Annotated in this window: 16 protein-coding genes and 1 tRNA gene; 11 read left to right on the forward strand and 6 right to left on the reverse strand. The window is 38.1% G+C overall.

Going from position 1 to position 17,363, the window contains the following annotated elements:
• Positions 1-251: 251 nt before the first annotated feature.
• Entirely contained in the window at positions 252-701 is a 450-nt protein-coding gene (locus HPE63_RS05335; RefSeq protein ID WP_188313229.1) for a ferritin-like domain-containing protein, read from the reverse strand.
• A 553-nt stretch (positions 702-1,254) separates the two neighbouring features.
• Here HPE63_RS05335 and HPE63_RS05340 point away from each other — a divergent pair.
• From HPE63_RS05340 to HPE63_RS05355, 4 genes are all read left to right on the forward strand, one after another.
• Positions 1,255-1,764 (forward strand): Dps family protein, encoded by a 510-nt coding sequence (locus HPE63_RS05340; RefSeq protein WP_188313230.1) that lies wholly within the window; start codon positions 1,255-1,257, stop codon positions 1,762-1,764.
• 58 nt (positions 1,765-1,822) lie between these two features.
• Positions 1,823-2,722, forward strand: coding sequence for a mechanosensitive ion channel family protein (locus tag HPE63_RS05345; protein ID WP_188313231.1), 900 nt, complete (start codon positions 1,823-1,825; stop codon positions 2,720-2,722).
• A gap of 61 nt (positions 2,723-2,783) precedes the next feature.
• A complete protein-coding gene (locus HPE63_RS05350) occupies positions 2,784-3,257 on the forward strand; it encodes a hypothetical protein (protein WP_188313232.1) in 474 nt (157 codons plus the stop codon).
• Between the two features lie 217 nt (positions 3,258-3,474).
• A complete protein-coding gene (locus tag HPE63_RS05355) occupies positions 3,475-4,509 on the forward strand; it encodes a helix-turn-helix transcriptional regulator (RefSeq protein WP_188313233.1) in 1,035 nt (344 codons plus the stop codon).
• A gap of 59 nt (positions 4,510-4,568) precedes the next feature.
• Here the strand turns inward: HPE63_RS05355 and HPE63_RS05360 are convergent, their stop codons facing one another.
• The 3 genes from HPE63_RS05360 to HPE63_RS05370 all read right to left on the reverse strand — a co-directional run bounded on the left by HPE63_RS05360 (position 4,569) and on the right by HPE63_RS05370 (position 6,186).
• On the reverse strand, positions 4,569-4,769 hold the full coding sequence (locus tag HPE63_RS05360) for a hypothetical protein (protein WP_188313234.1): 201 nt from the start codon (positions 4,767-4,769) through the stop codon (positions 4,569-4,571).
• Positions 4,770-5,116: 347 nt separating this feature from the next.
• Positions 5,117-5,449: a YtxH domain-containing protein gene (locus HPE63_RS05365; RefSeq protein ID WP_188313235.1), complete on the reverse strand. Its 333-nt coding sequence runs from the start codon at positions 5,447-5,449 to the stop codon at positions 5,117-5,119.
• A gap of 655 nt (positions 5,450-6,104) precedes the next feature.
• Positions 6,105-6,186 (reverse strand) — tRNA-Leu (locus HPE63_RS05370).
• Positions 6,187-6,317: 131 nt separating this feature from the next.
• Between HPE63_RS05370 and deoC the strand changes: the two genes are divergently transcribed.
• Together deoC and HPE63_RS05380 are read left to right on the forward strand one after the other, a co-directional pair.
• Entirely contained in the window at positions 6,318-7,028 is a 711-nt protein-coding gene (gene deoC, locus HPE63_RS05375; protein WP_188313236.1) for a deoxyribose-phosphate aldolase, read from the forward strand.
• Between the two features lie 215 nt (positions 7,029-7,243).
• Positions 7,244-8,635, forward strand: a complete 1,392-nt coding sequence (locus HPE63_RS05380; protein WP_188313237.1) for a dipeptidase — start codon at positions 7,244-7,246, stop codon at positions 8,633-8,635.
• A gap of 66 nt (positions 8,636-8,701) precedes the next feature.
• Here HPE63_RS05380 and HPE63_RS05385 read toward each other — a convergent pair whose 3' ends face one another.
• On the reverse strand, positions 8,702-9,280 hold the full coding sequence (locus tag HPE63_RS05385) for a PhnA domain-containing protein (RefSeq protein ID WP_188313238.1): 579 nt from the start codon (positions 9,278-9,280) through the stop codon (positions 8,702-8,704).
• Positions 9,281-9,423: 143 nt separating this feature from the next.
• Here HPE63_RS05385 and HPE63_RS05390 point away from each other — a divergent pair, with 143 nt between their 5' ends.
• Positions 9,424-9,789 carry a BlaI/MecI/CopY family transcriptional regulator gene (locus HPE63_RS05390; protein ID WP_188313239.1) on the forward strand — a complete coding sequence of 122 codons (366 nt, stop codon included), beginning with the start codon at positions 9,424-9,426 and terminating at the stop codon, positions 9,787-9,789.
• A gap of 2 nt (positions 9,790-9,791) precedes the next feature.
• On the forward strand, positions 9,792-11,807 hold the full coding sequence (locus tag HPE63_RS05395) for a M56 family metallopeptidase (RefSeq protein WP_188313240.1): 2,016 nt from the start codon (positions 9,792-9,794) through the stop codon (positions 11,805-11,807).
• 317 nt (positions 11,808-12,124) lie between these two features.
• Here HPE63_RS05395 and HPE63_RS05400 read toward each other — a convergent pair whose 3' ends face one another.
• Positions 12,125-13,129 carry a hypothetical protein gene (locus tag HPE63_RS05400; protein ID WP_188313241.1) on the reverse strand — a complete coding sequence of 335 codons (1,005 nt, stop codon included), beginning with the start codon at positions 13,127-13,129 and terminating at the stop codon, positions 12,125-12,127.
• Between the two features lie 258 nt (positions 13,130-13,387).
• Between HPE63_RS05400 and HPE63_RS05405 the strand changes: the two genes are divergently transcribed.
• The 3 genes from HPE63_RS05405 to HPE63_RS05415 all read left to right on the forward strand — a co-directional run bounded on the left by HPE63_RS05405 (position 13,388) and on the right by HPE63_RS05415 (position 17,314).
• Positions 13,388-15,361 (forward strand): tetratricopeptide repeat-containing sensor histidine kinase, encoded by a 1,974-nt coding sequence (locus HPE63_RS05405; RefSeq protein WP_188313242.1) that lies wholly within the window; start codon positions 13,388-13,390, stop codon positions 15,359-15,361.
• Between the two features lie 3 nt (positions 15,362-15,364).
• Positions 15,365-15,979, forward strand: a complete 615-nt coding sequence (locus tag HPE63_RS05410) for a response regulator (RefSeq protein WP_188313243.1) — start codon at positions 15,365-15,367, stop codon at positions 15,977-15,979.
• A gap of 234 nt (positions 15,980-16,213) precedes the next feature.
• Positions 16,214-17,314: a DUF4407 domain-containing protein gene (locus tag HPE63_RS05415; RefSeq protein ID WP_188313244.1), complete on the forward strand. Its 1,101-nt coding sequence runs from the start codon at positions 16,214-16,216 to the stop codon at positions 17,312-17,314.
• Positions 17,315-17,363: the final 49 nt, after the last annotated feature.

Below are 17,363 nucleotides of genomic sequence, written 5' to 3' on the forward strand. Positions count from 1 at the left end.
ATAACCGCCTCCTAACCAAAGATGGGAAAAAACGATATCCCAGCTTGATGCAATCGAAATAATATTTTGCTCTTTTGGTATTTCCGGTATTAGACGTACATCAATTTCGGTATATGCTTTTTAGGGAAATCAACAGAAGGAAATTCTTGAAAAATCAGTTTATTTTTTTAGAAATAGGCTATTGCAACTTGTTTATGTTTCACAAAAAAAGGAGGCATATTGCCTCCTTTTAAATGGTATGATCTATTTCATTATCTGATATCTTCCAACGTTTTAATATTGTTGAACCCAACTTCGATAGCATTCCGCTGCTTTTTCAATAATAACTCCGTGCTGGGCGGAAGTACGGATTGATTTATTACCTCTTCATACTCTTCAACCGCTGCTTTTTCTCCTCGAATAGCCTCTTCCAGCATAGCCTCCTCATTATCAGAAGCGAACATAGCCTTTAAGTCCATCCAAGTACGATGTGCTTTTGAGGCAAGACTATTACCCTTATCCACCTCTTGTCCGAAAGATTTGATTTCAGCTTTTAATTCATGTCCGAAATTATAGCGCTCCTTTGCCTTTCTTTCAAAGAAACCCTTCAAATAAGTATTTTTTGTCTTTTCCGCCGCCTTTTCGAAGCCTTTCTCCGCATCATAGGTTTTTTCTAAAAGGTCGTTCAATTTATTTCCAATAGTTTTTGAATATGTACTCATTTTATAAAATATTTAAGTGAACAATGCTCTTCGTTTTTAGATGCGCACTGCTTTACATCTAAAGCCTTTCTATACTTTCTCTTTATTATATCGTATTGGGAAATCGAATCTCAAACACTGCTTAAAATATACTTGAGCTGATTTCTCAAGTGATATTATTGGAAAAACTAAGGAAATAGCTTTTAAACTTATTGGTCCAAAGGTAAAGGGAGTTAGGAGCAATGGTTTGTTCGTTTAACCAAAGTCTTGACTCATTTCATAAAGAATGTGAGGCCTTTAAGTAGATTTAATAGGGGAATCGAACATCAGTAAACGACATAAATTTATAAAAGGAATTAAAGGCAAAGCTATGATTCCCAAAATTAACAATGCACTAAAAATCTGGCAATATAGAGCTCTATTCCCTTCGAAATAGCCATCTCCACAACTATTCCGGTAAATGTGTCAACATCGACTGCATATGAGCAAAGCTGACTTCAGCCTTCCCCTTAATTTTAGGAAGTAATGGAAAGAACGTGAAAGTCACGTTTTGAATGAACCTTAAAACAACAACATGGATTATCTAAATATAAACGACAAAAAATTAGTGCCGGTAATAGCTGAATTGAACCAATTGTTGGCAGAATACAATGTTTACTATCAGAAGCTAAGAAGTTTTCACTGGAACATCTTAGGAAAAAACTTCTTTGAACTGCATAACAAATTTGAAGAATTATATAATGATGCCAAACTCAAAATCGACGAAACTGCTGAGCGTATATTAACCCTGCGCTATCATCCGGTAAGTAAGTTTAGTAAGTATCTTAAAATGGCCGAAATACAGGAATCATCGGCAATGATTTCCGATACGGAAATGGTCGATCATATTCTTAAAGACCATGAAATCATCTTACAACAGATGAAAAGAGTAATCAACAAATCTGAAACTGCACGGGATGATGGAACTATTGATATGATAGGAGGCTACATAGCCGAGTTGGAAAAGTCTAGTTGGATGTTCGAGGCTTGGAGCAGGGACTCTAAAGACCTGTTTAAGAAAGCCAATAGGATTAAAGCCTCTTAAATTGGACTGAAGAAAACTACGTTTAAAAATCAAGTATAAAAATATAAAAGCAAAATAAATGAACGAAAGTATACAACAGTCCTTTACCGATATCTATGACAAATTAATAGGGTGGTTGACATCATTCATCAATAGTCTACCCAATCTTCTTGTGGCCGTAATCGTAATGGTCATCGCTTATTATAGCGCCCGTATTGTTAATAAATGGACGGCACGATTAGCCTCAAAACGTATTGACCAAGACAGTATTTCAAAACTGATAGGAAGGGTTTCTGCAGTAATCGTTGTCTCCTTAGGCTTAGTTTTAGCCTTAGGCGCATTAGATTTAAGTAAGACCTTGAATACACTTTTAGCTGGTGCAGGAATCTCCGGTTTGGTCATTGGTTTAGCACTACAAGGAACTTTATCGAATCTTTTATCCGGAATCATACTCTCCTTTCGTAAGAAAATAGAAATCGGTCATTGGATTGAGACGAACGGGTATTCTGGCGAAGTAGTCGATATTAGCCTTAATAGTCTGATTTTAAAGGAGTTCGATAATAATTTAGTCATCATACCTAATAAGCTCATCATTGAAAATCCATTGAAAAACTACTCTATTACTGAAAAAATGCGAATCGCTGTAGATTGTGGAGTAGGTTATGAGTCCGATTTGGATGAAGTAACAAAACTCGTAAAAGAAGCTATCTCTGGAGTTTATGAACAACACGATAACACTGAAATCGAGGTATACTTTAAGGAATTCGGCGATAGTTCAATCAATTTCGTTACCCGATTCTGGGTCGATGCCACGGCTGCCAAGAACAAGTTGGAAGCCAAGAGTATTGGTATAATGGCTATAAAGAAAAAATTTAAAGCGAACAACATCAATATCCCATTCCCCATACGTTCCCTCGAATTTAATAGCAACTTGAATCTTAAAAACATCAACGCTGATAAACGCCTGTTACAGAACTAAAACTATAGTAAGCCATTCACGATAATTTTAAAAAACTTATATAATTCTAAAAATGAAAAAAATGAAAAATCTAAAACTCATTACAAGTATTCTATTACTATTTGTCTCAACGTACGTCCAGGCGCAAAACGAACCGACGGGTGTCATGAACGCCACAACTACGAATACGTTCAATTACATGAAAGATGGAGTAAAATTACCCTATACGGTAAAGGTTCAAGAGAGCCGCGCCTATAACGCCAAATTTAAGGCTGAAGATATGGACAAAATGGATCAAGACAGAGTAAGCACCCCCACTAAAGTGGCAAAGCTAATTACCATAATAGACACTGCCAATCCTGCCAACAATACGGTTATATTCTTAAAATATGAGAAACAAGCAGCTGATACATTTACATTAGATTCCACAGATAATGGTATTGTCGTAAATGTAGATGGCAAAATCATGGAGTATATCATAGGCAAAGGAGTCTATTTTGCAAGTACGGCCGACAAGGATTTTTTTAGTTTAGACGAGTTCGACATGGCCAACTAAACCATCTAGATTTCGTTATTTAATGTGAACCCCTAGCAATAGGGGTTTTTCTTTAACTTGCTCAAAACCGGAAATCATCCATATTTTTCATATAATTGCTTTGTTGAAATATTAACCGATTGACTCTATTTAAATCGTTAGTCTCATTTTGTTAAATTTATATGCAATTCAAAATGTCTTTGAAGGGTGAAAATTAATCTATAGGTGGTAACTCCGTATGACTGAAATAGTAATCGATGCTAAAAATACAGAAGGAACCGTAAAACAGCTTCGTGTTGCCCTTAGGGGTACCATAGAAGAACGATGGGGCGAACATACCTTAACCATGGACAATGATTTGGCGAAAGGTACTATTCGCTTTATCACCTTCGATTGGGGCGTAAGTCTTTTGGAATATGACATTACTTTTTTTGATGATATCTGTCTAGTAATGGATGCATCAGAATTCAACCCTATACATTTTACATATTGTCTTGAAGGGCATTGTGGCCACCGATTTGGTTATCAACCGGAAGATGACATCAAAACGTTGGAGCAGTTTCAATCTGTAATAATTACCAGTCGTGATGGCGGCTACAATCATGCCTACTTTCCTGCAAATAAGAAATTGGAAATTAATGTGATTCAGATAACTAGAAAACACTTCTTAAAAAAACGTTTGAATAATTTAGATGCGCTGAACAAAAAACTATATGAGGTTTTCTTAGATACAGACCATAACAAAGAATTTGCGTTTTTCGGTGCATACAATTTGAAATTGGCCAACAAAATAGGGGCACTAAGGAAAATAAGAACAAAAGGGATGATACGTTTGATGTCGATCGAGGGTATGGTCTATGAAATATTATCGCTGCATATTCTTCAGCACGACAAAACGATTAAAGATAAATCCCCTAATACCAGCCTACTTCATTCAGAGTTAAGAATCGTTCGTAAATTAGCCAAGAATATAATCAAGGACGTGTCCAAAGAGTACTCATTGGAAGGATTGGCCTTAGAATCAGGCCTTTCACAAGCAAAACTCCAAGAAGGGTTTAAGTCACTGTACGCGAGGACAGTCACGGAGTACATAAGACATTCCAGACTAGAAGCGGCCCGTGACCTTATTCGAACCACCGATTTAAATATCTCCCAGATTGTTTACTCCATAGGTTTCAGCAGTCGTAGTTATTTTTCAAAGATCTTTAAGAACAAATACGGTATCAGCCCAAGTGAGTTTCAAAACAATGCTTTGGTCACTGTAAAGGCATAAAAAAGGATACTTCTTTAAAGAAGTATCCTTTTTTCCCTGTTGGTCAATTATTTGATCTACTAACGCAGTACTTTTCGAATCAAATAGATAATCCCATATTTTTTTACTTCGGACAAAGCTGTATCTATCCAGCTGTAAGGGTGCAAATCTTGTTTGACCTTTTGATTCAGACCTTTCATTTCCTCCCAGGCGATTTGCCTTTCAAGGTTCAGTCTCTTGAGGTCTAAATTAATTTCATTAAGATCTTTATATGTACTCATTTAATCAAAAAATTGTTTTCCTAATTTCTTTATAACTAGCGAATCTATTGCCGATCTGAACTTATAAATCAGCCCTCCTATCAATAGTAATAGTACCCCGATAAGGAGACACGCAAGTATCATGTTCCCAACTAGTTGGCCTAAAGCAAGTGTTCCACTCACCGCGAAAAACATTAAACCCAAGAACAGGAAACCGCCAATCAAGACTGTTTTACAAAACATGCCAGAACTCGTCACAAGTTGTTGAAAAACTTTGAGTTTGTAATACTCTAACGTCTTTTTGGAATAATACTCGCCCAGATCAAGGGCTTTGTCGGAAGTTTGGTTTAAAGATTCGAAAATGCCCATTACGATGTTTTCTGTAATTTTTTATTCTTATTCTTTAACTCTGCAAGTTTGCGCTCTAATGTGGTGATAACATCCTCGGTTTTATAACTTACGTCAGAGACTATACCTTCCATTCGTGTTTCGAGAGTCTCGGATTCGGATGAGATTTTTGAAACTACTCTATCTTTTAGGTCCATGGCATTGTTAGTTATCGCTTCTTTTGAGGCAGCCGCTTGATCCGCTATTTTTCTTCGGGTTACTTCGCCCTTATCCGGGGCGAATAAGACTCCCAAGGCCGCTCCGATGGCAGATCCCGCGATGATTGCTAGTAATGTATTTCCTGTATTGTTCATAATATCATGTTTTAAGTTTTATAGCGGCTCTCGCTATTTGTTGGTACAAAGATGATGATTAATTTGAGCTTGGTTTTGCTCAAATAATAAAAAGGTTAACGTTAATGCAAGTATCGTATAAATTCAACTTCGATAAACCACAAAGTAAATTGGCTAGATGCCAATCCCTTGACCGACAGGCCTCTATTTAGAACTATTGAAGGAATGACTATTTCGTCGCAACACCCAAACAAAAAAGCCCCTCGATCAAGAGAAGCTTTTTAGAATGTACGGGCGGGGAGGCTCCCTTCGACTCCGCTCAGGACAAGCTTCTCGTCTCTCACCAACTGAATTAAAGTTTGTCCAATAAAAAAAGCCCATTTGTGTTACCCATGTGTTACCCAGAACTAAAAAAGCCGACTCCTAAAAGTCGGCTTTCCCCTTTGTACGGGCGGAGAGACTCCCTTCGACTTCGCTCAGGACAGGCTTCTCGTCTCTCGCAAGTTGGTTCAAAAATATTCCAATAAAAAAGCCTCCCATTTTTGAGAAGCTTTTTCAATGTACGGGCGGAGAGACTCCCTTCGACTTCGCTCAGGACAGGCTTCTCGTCTCTCGCAAGTTGGTTCAAAAATATTCCAATAAAAAAGCCTCCCATTTTTGAGAAGCTTTTTCAATGTACGGGCGGGGAGACTCGAACTCCCACACCTTGCGGCACTAGATCCTAAGTCTAGCGTGTCTACCAATTCCACCACGCCCGCATGATTTGTTCGAAAATCATTTGCGATTATCGGGATGCAAATATAAAGCAAATTTTCAATTTTAGATACACTCTCTTTAAAAAGTTCTTTTCGTAAATTTGAACCTACTTCAATGCCATAAAATACCTAATATGTTAAAAGAATTAGCCAAGATGATCGATCATTCCATTTTACATCCTATGTACGGTCAAGAAGATTTGGAAAGGGAGTGTGCAGTGGCAAAAAAGTATGGGGTAGCCTCAGTGTGTGTAAAACCGTACATGGTTGAAGATGCCAAGTCTCTTCTGAAAGACAGTAATGTAAAAATAGGTAGCGTCATAGGGTTCCCGTCTGGTAATTCTACCATAGACACCAAGGTTTTTGAGACCATTTTGGCCTGTAAAACAGGCGCTGAAGAAATTGATATGGTCATCAATATCGGAAAGGCATTGGATGGTAATTGGGAATACATCACTGCTGAGATTAAGGCGGTAACCGATGCCGCCCATTCGAATGGCGCTGTAATCAAGGTCATTTTTGAAACCGATTATATTGGGGAAAAGGAGCATATTGTCAAGCTTTGCGAAATATGCACCCAGACTGGGGTTGAGTATGTAAAGACCTCAACAGGTTTCGGATTTGTAAAGAATAATGAGGGCACATATTCTTATACTGGGGCTACCATCCCCCATTTAACCTTGATGAAAAATTCCATAGGGCCAAAAGTCAAAATCAAGGCGGCGGGCGGGGTTCGTACCTTGGACCAACTATTGGCAGTTCGCGAGGCGGGTTGTTCGCGTTGTGGTGCGACTGCAACAACGACCATATTGGAAGAGGCCAAAGAACGTTGGCCAACCAATTGAATAAAAAAAACTTAGACTTCCTTTGTGTAAAGGATGTGAAGAACTGAATAAGTTTCCCATTCCCTTCAAATGGTTTCTTGACTTCCTAGCTTTTATTACAGCCACAAATTGAAATGAATAGCAGAATTACTAAAAGAAAGCAAAAATTCAATTTTAGATACACTCTCTTTAAAAAGTTCTTTTCGTAAATTTGAACAGACTTCAAAGATAAATTCATGCAAACAAGCTCAGATTACGTAGCCCAACACAAAGACCGATTTTTAAGCGAACTCATTGAACTTCTTAAGATACCATCTATCAGCGCAGATTCGGCTTTTTCACAAGATGTCATCAATACGGCCGAAATGGTAGAAAAAGCATTGAAAGAGGCTGGATGTGATAGCGTTGAAATCTGTGAAACCGAAGGTTATCCCATAGTGTATGGTGAAAAAATAATCAATCCTGATTTACCCACGGTGCTGGTCTATGGCCATTATGATGTACAACCACCCGATCCCCTAGAGTTGTGGGACTCCCCTCCTTTTGAGCCTATTATCAAGGAAACGGAAGAACATCCCGAAGGAGCTATTTTTGCACGGGGGGCCAGTGATGATAAAGGCCAGATGTACATGCATGTGAAGGCATTGGAGTTTATGGTGAATACGGACCAATTGCCTTGCAACGTTAAATTTATGATCGAGGGGGAAGAAGAAGTAGGCAGTGTAAATATTGCAACTTTTGTCGCTAACAATAAAGAGAAATTAAAAAATGATGTAATTCTGATATCCGATACCGGAATGATCAGCAAGGATTACCCTTCAATTACGACTGGACTAAGAGGCTTGAGTTATGTTGAAGTTGAGGTAACCGGTCCGAATCGTGATCTGCACTCTGGACTCTATGGAGGAGCCGTTGCCAATCCTATAAATATTTTGTCAAAAATGATCGCCTCTTTGCATGATGAAAACAACCATATTACCATTCCTGGATTTTATGACAAGGTAGCGGAGTTGACGCCCAATGAGCGGGCTGAAATGGCCAAGGCACCCTTTAATCTTGAAGCCTATCAAAATGCCCTAAAAATTGAAAGTGTATATGGGGAAAAAGGGTATACCACCAATGAACGCAATTCTATTCGACCAACCTTGGATGTCAACGGAATTTGGGGCGGCTATACAGGTGAAGGTGCCAAAACCGTAATTCCGAGTAAGGCATATGCTAAAATATCAATGCGTTTGGTACCCCATCAAGATTGGAAAGAGATAACGGAACTTTTCACTTCCCATTTTGAAAATATAGCCCCCAAAGGGGTAAAAGTAAAAGTAACCCCACATCATGGTGGTCAAGGGTATGTCACCCCGATAGATACTATCGCCTATAAAGCTGCGGCCAAAGCCTATGAGACGACTTTCGGCAAGACCCCAATTCCACAACGAAGTGGTGGCAGCATCCCTATTGTTTCACTTTTCGAGAAAGAACTGGGTAGCAAAACCATATTAATGGGTTTTGGCTTGGATAGCAATGCCATTCATTCTCCCAATGAACATTTTGGTCTCTGGTTCTATTACAAAGGCATAGAGACCATTCCATATTTTTATAAATACTTTACGGAAATGAGCGTGAAGTAAGAAACTTGAACACCATGTATTGGCATTAAGACCGTTTGGTCTAAAGAGAATGGCAACTAACAAAAATTAGATTTTCTTCACGTACTTTGTGATGATCACTATTTGTTGTGACCCAACTTTTCCTTCTATATATTCACCATTTTCCCTATCCAAAGAAATTCGACGTACCCGTGTCCCTTGCTTGGCCACCATACTGGTGCCCTTCACCTTCAGGTCTTTGATAAGTACTACATTATCCCCATTTTCTAAAATTACCCCGTTAACATCACGATGGATTATTTGCTCTTCTTCGGCAACACCTTCCCCTGTTGCCTTGGCCCATGTTAATAACGCATCGTCTAAATACATCATATCCAATAAAGCTTGTGGCCATCCCTCGGATTTCAATCGTGAAAGCATTCGCCAAGCCACTACTTGAACCGCATGGTGTTCGCTCCACATACTATCATTCAAACAACGCCAATGATTGGAATCGGTCATTTCCGGATTTTCGATTTGCCCGATGCATATTTCGCATCCAAGTAAACTACCATCAACACCACCATTCGAAACAGGGGGTACTTCATATATTTTCAAATTTTCCGTTGCTCCGCACAATTCACATTTTGAACCGCTTCGAGATTGTAGATCTTGCAATAAACCCATATATAATTTTAATTAAGGCGTAAAACTACATTAAATAATATTTCCAGACAGAAACGTACGTTAAGACAAAAACATTGCTCTACATTTGTAGAATACAAATTTTTATTCTATGTTTGTAGAAGTAATTTCAATAAACAGGGAATATGCAGCTGTCAAAATCCGAAGAGGAACTTATGAATATCCTATGGAAGCAACAAAAAGCTTTCCTGAAAGATCTTTTGGATGCTTATCCAGAACCGAGGCCAGCCCCCACTACCATAGCTACCTTGTTAAAACGAATGACCGATAAGGGTTTCGTGGCCTATAAAAGTTCGGGTCGCTCAAGGGAATACTATCCAACAGTAAAGAAAAAAGACTATTTCTCAAAACATGTAAACGGACTGATAAAAAACTTCTTTAACGACAGTGCCTCACAATTTGCTTCATTTTTTACGCAAGAGGCAGATCTGAGTAAAACAGAATTGGAGGATCTGAAAAAACTCATAGACCAAGAACTTAAAAAGAAATAAGCATGTTATTCTATATTTTAAAATCCACTGCTATTCTTACTATTCTATTATTGTTCTATAAACTAGTCCTTGAACGTGAGAATATGCACACTTTCAAACGATTTTATCTGTTAGGGGCCCTAGTATTGTCCTATGTAATACCATTTATTTCGTTCGTAGAATATATAGAAATCCCAGTTGTTGCCCAAACTGCTGAACTAGCCTATAACCCAAAACCAGCGATGCCGGATGCTTATCATGAACAAGATTTGATGGCATATTTACCGTTAGGTTTATGGAGTGTCTATTTTTTTGGCTTGATGCTTTTTGGCTATAAATTCATTAAAAACCTTGCTGAAATCATTACAAGAATCCGAAGGAATCCGAAACTAAGGGTCAACCTAATAACCAATGTGCTTTTAAGTCAAAACGTCGCACCACATACATTTTTTAACTATATTTTCTTGAACCGGAAAAAGTTCGAGGCCAAACAAATTCCGCATGAAGTTCTATTGCACGAAGAAACCCATGCAATACAAAAACACAGTCTAGATGTGTTGATCATTGAGTTACTCCAAGTATTTTTTTGGTTCAATCCTTTATTATATTTTATAAAGAAAGACATTAAACTGAATCATGAATACCTAGCAGATAGGGAAGTACTTACCAAGGGCGTACCACCCGCTCTGTATCAAAATATCCTATTGAGGTTCTCATCAGACCCGCATAATTCACATTCAGCCGAGATGGCCAACGCCATCAATTATTCATCAATCAAAAAACGATTTACAGTCATGAAAACAAAAACATCAAAAAAATCCATTGTACTAAGAAGTATAGCCCTTCTGCCTATACTGGCCCTATTATTATTTGGGTTCAGTGAAAGAAAACGTATTGAGGTCGAATCCAGAGTTGAACCAAACATTCCATCTATAGAACAGAACTTACCTGTTGAAAAAATTGATATTCGAATAACAAATAATGAAGTGCTTTATCTTCAAAATAAGGATATAGTCACTTTAAATTCTTTAAAATCCCATTTATTGAAACTCAACACACAGCTTTCCAAAGTACAGCGGTCCCAAAATGTAAGGGCTGAAATTCTCGCGAATCCCGAGGCACCTACAGACCTATTGGAAGCTATAGAAGCTATTTTGGTCGATTATGGGGTTGCCCAAGTTAATATCATTGGGCCCGAAGAAAATAAGGATCAAAATTTGGAAACCATAGAACAAAAAGGGGCTACAAATACACAAATTAAAACGTACAATTCATTGGCCAAACAGTATAACTCCATTTCTATTGAAGACCGAAAAATCCCCCTGTCCGATTTAAAGATATTGGAGACTGTATATCGAAAAATGAATGAAGATCAGAGAGAAAAATCACAACCTTTTCCCGAATGCCCACCTCAAGAAGGTGCCACCAAAAAACAGATTAAAGAATTCAACGCGTTGGCGAAAAAATACAATCGTCAATTGAGTGATGCCAAGGAAATTCGAATTCTAAAATCCGATGTTGAAAGGTTGGAACACCTGCATGGATTGATGACTCATGAGCAAAGGGAAAATGCTGAACCATTTCCCGATTTTCCCGAGCCGCCCGAACCCATTGACGCGCCAATTCCACCAAAGGCACCTCAATCCCCTAGAGTGATAAAAGGGAAGAAAAGTGAAAATCCGCCTGCCCCTCCCGCTCCTTCAAGTCCATTGCGTCATCAAGAAGTAGAGGTCGTAAATGTTATCGATGAAATCATCGCAAATCAGGACCCCTACGATGGTTTAAATACCGTACATTCTGTGCCACCACCTTCCAAAAAGAATTCCATTTACCCACCTCCTGTGCCACCAACGCCCGTTTCACCCTTGGATCATGCCATTGAAATGGCTAAGCAAGGCGCCCTATTCTATTATGGGAAAAAGAAGATTACATCGGATAAGGCAATAGATCTATTAAAAAGAAATAGCAATCTGAGTATGGATGTCTCAAAGAAAAACAACAATCCGCCTGTGGTCAAAATCAGTCGGTTTTTGGATTAGTGCATGCATATTTTCCTAAATATTTTGTAAAAGCCCCGATTTTGGGGCTTTTTTGATTCGGAAAATCAGAGTTGGCTTTCTAATTATCTATGTGTTTCATCAATTTGCCAATAGGACTATAAGTTAAAAATCGAAACCTTTATTCCAGATTATTTTTGTCCTCTGTTCAGGGGGCCAAGGGATTTAAGAAGCTTTATTGTTTTAACACCCCTCATCTCCTGTTATTTAGGTATCCCATGGTCCTTTTTGTTCTTTGTCGTATATGCTAAATTGAACCAAAACCTTAAGTACTTTAAAAATTTCAATGATGGCACCCATTAGTTAACGATTTTTTTGGCCTTTTCCTTCATTTTATCCAAAAGGGATTTTTTTGCCTTAGCAGTTACATTAACACTTTCCATTGTCCCAGTTTCTGCAGGAGCATCCTCTACTTGGGTAGTATTGTTTTCATTTACAGGCGTTGTCGTAGCTATAGCATTTGATTTGGTTTCCTCTTTGGATGCTATGCTTCTATCGGGCATTTTAGTCTTCACCGAGGCAATGATTTCCCCTTTTAACCATTCATTCGCGAAACTTGTGAAAACATCATTTACATCCTTACCTGCCCTGTAGCATGCCTTCCATTGTGGGCTTTTTCTTTCATAGTTGGGATTTTCAAATTTTTGGATTTTATAATTATCAGGAGCCGTAAGTTTAGCACTAAAATCGACGGTATTAACCAGTGCGAGGTATTCCTGCAATCTTTTCTTGACCAAAACTTCAGGGTTCTCAGGATAGGTCTGTTCCCATAATTCCTTATTTGGAAATGGTTTTTTAGACGCCTCCATAATATTATCAATGCTGGCTTGGGTTTGCTCTTTTAATTTTTTTTGTTCTGCAACGTAAGCAACATCATTAGGATAATTTTTAATATTCAATTCGAATACTTTTAGGTTGGATTTCAAAATACCGAGGCTACTTCGATTTGGGTCTTGAGAATCCCACAATGGCAATGCATCATATCTCATCTCGTTGTAGGCGATGATAAATTCCTCGCTGTTTATATAATTTTTTATGTAATGACACAACTCTTTGGCAGCGCCGGTTTTATCACCTGCAATAATAGAAGGGAGTAATTTGGCATAAGGTACCTTAAAGGTATTTTCGCCTACTGGAGATTCCAAAGGACCATTATCAAATCTTCCAATAAAATTGGATCTAATGTTAGATTGGGCATATTGCTCTTCGATACCTAATCTTGAAAGAATGTCATCAATAAATTGTGATGCCGAAATTGTAAGAATACCCAATATTGAAATCAGTAATATTTGTTTTGTTTTCATTTTGATAGCGTATTTATTAAACAATTTTTCTTTTATCAATCCTAAATTTGCAGGTTTTGTTTGATTTAGTAATACAGAACTATTATAACTTCAATCCTTTGATCCACAAATCAGGGATGACATGATAAAAGTCGACATATAAGTAGACACACACAATCCCCTAAAAACAGGATTTTTACTATTGTGAAAAAATCATGTTAAAAGGGGATGGCGGTAATCCCAGCAGGTCTTACCTTTAAGTATCGTTAAATTCGAAATATGCCACTAAAGGATATAAGGGTAATAAATGGTTGGTGGCCTTTTTTAATCTGCATCCTCTTCAACCAAGGTCATGCACAATCCTCGAGATTAGATAGCCTTAGGACTGTGATCAAGGAATCAAACGACGACACTATCCGCATCAACCTATATTACGAATATGGTAGCAGTATTGAAACCACATTCCCGGATTCGGCCATGTGGTACTATGATTTGGCCAAACAACGCTCCATTTCCTTAAATTATGCAAAGGGTATGGCCGCCTATGCCAGTCATGCTATAACCCAACTCAACAACAAAGGCGAATTTCGCACTGCCCTGGAAATTTCGGAGGATGCCCTAAAAATTTATGAGGAATTAGGCAATCCTAAAGAATTAGCGGTGGCATACCTCAATGTGGGAAGTGAATGGCACTACCTTTCAGATTTCCAACAGGCCGCCGAACATTACCTAAAGGCCAAAAAAATTGCCGACGAAATAAATGATAGGCGCCTGCAGCGCATTATCAATAACAACCTTGCTTCTATCTTTATTAATTTAAAGGACTATGAAAAAGGGTTGCGTTATGCGGAAGCTTCTTTGGCCATAGCGAAGGAATTAGAAAACGACTATGCAATCTCATCCTCATTGTTCAACATGGCTACAGTGGCCATTTATTTAAAAGAATATAACAAAGCCTTAGAATACTATGCCAAAATTGAAGAAATAGGTCGTAGGACCAAAGATTTTATTGTAATACTAGATGGTTGGTTGGGAAGTGCCGATGTATGCAACGCCATGAAAAATAGACAGAAAGCCCTCACCTACTATGAAAAGGTTGTCGATTTTTCAAAAGAGCACGAATTTCCCGAATATGAAATGTATGCCTATATGGGTTTGTCGGACCTTCATATGGATGCAAAAAAGTATGCCAATGCCAAACTTACCATTCAAAAAGGGATTGCCCTTGCCGAAAAATTGGGTTCAAAATACGAATTAATGGACCTCTACCAAAAAGCGTCCTCCCTTGAAGAGGCAACTGGACAATTCAAGAAAGCCTTGGAATATCGCAAAGAATTTGAAATACTGAAAGATTCGATTGTTGGCGAAAAAAGCAAAACCAATATTGAGCTTTTGGAAGCCAAGTATGATTCCGAAAAACAAGCTTCAACCATAGAAAAACTGGAATCGGAAAAAAAGATACAAGAACTGACCATTCGACAGAAGAATAACTTGACTTATATACTGGTAGGTACCTCCGTGGCAATTTTGATATTAAGTCTCATGTTTTATAGAAATTATATACATCGGCAAAAACTACAACAACAACGTATAGGGGAATTGGAAAAGGAAAAGCAACTTAATGCGATCGAAGGGGTCCTAAAGGGAGAAGAACAGGAACGTTCCCGTCTAGCAAAAGACCTACATGACGGTTTAGGAGGAATGCTCTCCGGAATAAAATACTCATTGCAACTTATGAAAGGAACCTTAGTGATGACACCCGAGAACCAACAGGCATTTGAACGCAGCATGGATATGTTAGACAGTTCAATAAATGAAATGCGCAGGGTCGCCCAGAACATGATGCCAGAATCCCTCATAAAGTTTGGGCTTGAAGTGGCACTTAAGGATTTTTGCAACGAAATTAGCGCAAGCGGGGCTTTACAAATTAATTACCAGTCAATTAGGCTTTCAGATTTAAAAATTGATCAAACCACTTCCATCTCCATTTTTAGGATTGCCCAAGAACTTATCAATAATACGATGAAACATTCTGGCGCTAAATCAGCCATCGTGCAATTGACCCAATCGAATAATCTTATAACTTTAACCGTGGAAGATGATGGGAAAGGATTCAAGACAAAAGATCTTGAACAAGCCAGCGGCATGGGTTGGACCAATATTCGATACCGGACCGACCTATTAAAAGGAACGATACATATAGATTCAAAATTAGGAAAAGGAACTTCCGTACACTTGGAAATCAATATATAATAGATGATAAGGCTTTTCATTATAGATGATCATTATATGATTGTTGAGGGCATCAGATCCCTTTTACAATCCGAAAAAAACATTGAATGGCTAGGTCATGCAATGACTGCTGAATCCTGTATGGCATTTTTACAACATGATCTGCCAGACGTATTGCTAATGGATGTAAACCTTCCAGATCAAAGTGGCATTGATTTATGCAAAGTTGTCAAAACAAAATATCCCAAAATCCATATCATTGGATTAAGCTCTTTCAATCAGCAAAGTTTTATAGAAAAAATGTTGGAAAACGGTGCCTCTGGGTATGTTCTAAAAAACGCAACAAGCCTGGAGTTAATTGCAGCTATTGAAACGGTAATGGAAGGTGATATTTATTTAAGCCATGAGGCAGCCATTGTCGTCGAAAAAAACCAAAATTCAAAAATCCCCATTATTACAAGAAGGGAAAAAGAAGTGCTGCTGCTCATTGCGGATGGATTGACCAATAATTCGATTTCAGAAAAATTATTCATAAGCCCTACAACGGTAGATACACATAGAAAAAATCTATTAGCAAAATTTGAGGCCAAAAATACTGCCTCGCTCGTAAAAATGGCTATCATGCATCAACTTATATAGCATTATAACTTATAAGGAAATTAAACAAAACCTTAAATTCTTACTTTAAGCCCCGATTTTCAGAGTTTTTGTGTAACAAATCATCGAAGTTGGCGTTCTAATTATCTATATGAAGCCCATAATGGGCATTTGGTAAGTTAGCCGAAAATTGAAAATCATAAATTAACCGCAACGTAAACTATCTATGTTGTGTGTTTTTGTATAAATAAATCATCAATCAAAAATCAGAACACTATGTTACAACGCTTTTTTATCCTCTGCTCAGGGGCAGATTCCGCCATTTTAAAAACGTGCTCCGAAGGTGAGCAAAACAAATATGCCGGTATTGGCGCCACCGTATTCTTTACTGCGGTAATGGCCTTTCTAGCCAGTGCTTATGCCCTTTATACCGTATTCGATACCATTTATGCCGCTATCTTTTTTGGACTTATTTGGGGGCTATTGATTTTTAATTTGGATCGTTTTATTGTTTCCACGATTAAAAAGCGCGATAGTATAAAAAGTGAACTTTTGCAGGCGACGCCTCGGATTTTATTAGCCGTGATCATTGCAGTGGTTATTTCCAAACCTTTGGAAATGAAGATTTTTGAAAAGGAAATCAATCAGGTGCTTTTGGAACGGAAAAACGAGCTTACTTTGGCTAATAAGGATCAAATTGCGTTACAATATACCCCTACAATTGAAAAACTGAATCAGGATATTGCTACTTTAAAAAGCGAAATCGATACGCAGGAAGCAGAAACCAATGCCCTCTACGACACGTATATTACTGAAGCCGAAGGTACTGCAGGGACCATGCTTTTGGGAAAAGGCCCAGTGTATGCTGAAAAACGTGAAAAACACGATGCCGCCTTGGCCGAATTACAACAACTGAAACAAGTCAATGCTGAAAAAATCGTAGGTCTTGAAACACAAATTGATGATTTAAGTATTGAATATGCAAAAACAGTAACCGATTCACAACCTATTATTGATGGTTTCGATGGACTTATGGCCCGCATCAATGCCTTGGGCGAATTACCTTGGTTTCCATCGTTCTTTATTTTTCTACTGTTCCTAGCTATCGAAACTTCACCCATTATCGCCAAACTGCTGGCCCCAAAAGGTGAATATGACATTAAATTGGAAGAAGAGGAGAGTGTGCTGAAAACCTGGGTTACCCAAAAGGTGAGGCAACGTGAACAAATTTTAGCGACCGATATTTCCTTGAACCATAAAATCTATAGCGAGATAGAGAATGAAGAGGCCGTTTATGCCCATAAAAAGAAGAAAACCGAGGAACTACTTAAACTTCAAGCCGATGCCTTTCATGATCTACAGGTGAAGAGTCTTTAATGAAGATCAATTCATCGAAGTAAACCTTTTTTAAGTTCCCCTCAATGAA

The sequence above is a fragment of the Maribacter arenosus genome, assembly GCF_014610845.1.
Lineage (GTDB): Bacteria > Bacteroidota > Bacteroidia > Flavobacteriales > Flavobacteriaceae > Maribacter_A > Maribacter_A arenosus.

What these genes read in the sequence shown, in the direction of transcription:
- HPE63_RS05355 (WP_188313233.1), top strand. Translation starts at nt 3,475, where the DNA reads ATGACTGAAATAGTAATCGATGCTAAAAATACAGAAGGAACCGTAAAA.
- HPE63_RS05410 (WP_188313243.1), top strand. Translation starts at nt 15,365, where the DNA reads ATGATAAGGCTTTTCATTATAGATGATCATTATATGATTGTTGAGGGC.
- HPE63_RS05350 (WP_188313232.1), top strand. Translation starts at nt 2,784, where the DNA reads ATGAAAAATCTAAAACTCATTACAAGTATTCTATTACTATTTGTCTCA.
- HPE63_RS05390 (WP_188313239.1), top strand. Translation starts at nt 9,424, where the DNA reads ATGCAGCTGTCAAAATCCGAAGAGGAACTTATGAATATCCTATGGAAG.
- HPE63_RS05385 (WP_188313238.1), bottom strand. Translation starts at nt 9,280, where the DNA reads ATGGGTTTATTGCAAGATCTACAATCTCGAAGCGGTTCAAAATGTGAA.
- HPE63_RS05400 (WP_188313241.1), bottom strand. Translation starts at nt 13,129, where the DNA reads ATGAAAACAAAACAAATATTACTGATTTCAATATTGGGTATTCTTACA.
- HPE63_RS05335 (WP_188313229.1), bottom strand. Translation starts at nt 701, where the DNA reads ATGAGTACATATTCAAAAACTATTGGAAATAAATTGAACGACCTTTTA.
- deoC (WP_188313236.1), top strand. Translation starts at nt 6,318, where the DNA reads ATGTTAAAAGAATTAGCCAAGATGATCGATCATTCCATTTTACATCCT.
- HPE63_RS05360 (WP_188313234.1), bottom strand. Translation starts at nt 4,769, where the DNA reads ATGAGTACATATAAAGATCTTAATGAAATTAATTTAGACCTCAAGAGA.
- HPE63_RS05415 (WP_188313244.1), top strand. Translation starts at nt 16,214, where the DNA reads ATGTTACAACGCTTTTTTATCCTCTGCTCAGGGGCAGATTCCGCCATT.
- HPE63_RS05395 (WP_188313240.1), top strand. Translation starts at nt 9,792, where the DNA reads ATGTTATTCTATATTTTAAAATCCACTGCTATTCTTACTATTCTATTA.
- HPE63_RS05340 (WP_188313230.1), top strand. Translation starts at nt 1,255, where the DNA reads ATGGATTATCTAAATATAAACGACAAAAAATTAGTGCCGGTAATAGCT.
- HPE63_RS05380 (WP_188313237.1), top strand. Translation starts at nt 7,244, where the DNA reads ATGCAAACAAGCTCAGATTACGTAGCCCAACACAAAGACCGATTTTTA.
- HPE63_RS05365 (WP_188313235.1), bottom strand. Translation starts at nt 5,449, where the DNA reads ATGAACAATACAGGAAATACATTACTAGCAATCATCGCGGGATCTGCC.
- HPE63_RS05345 (WP_188313231.1), top strand. Translation starts at nt 1,823, where the DNA reads ATGAACGAAAGTATACAACAGTCCTTTACCGATATCTATGACAAATTA.
- HPE63_RS05405 (WP_188313242.1), top strand. Translation starts at nt 13,388, where the DNA reads ATGCCACTAAAGGATATAAGGGTAATAAATGGTTGGTGGCCTTTTTTA.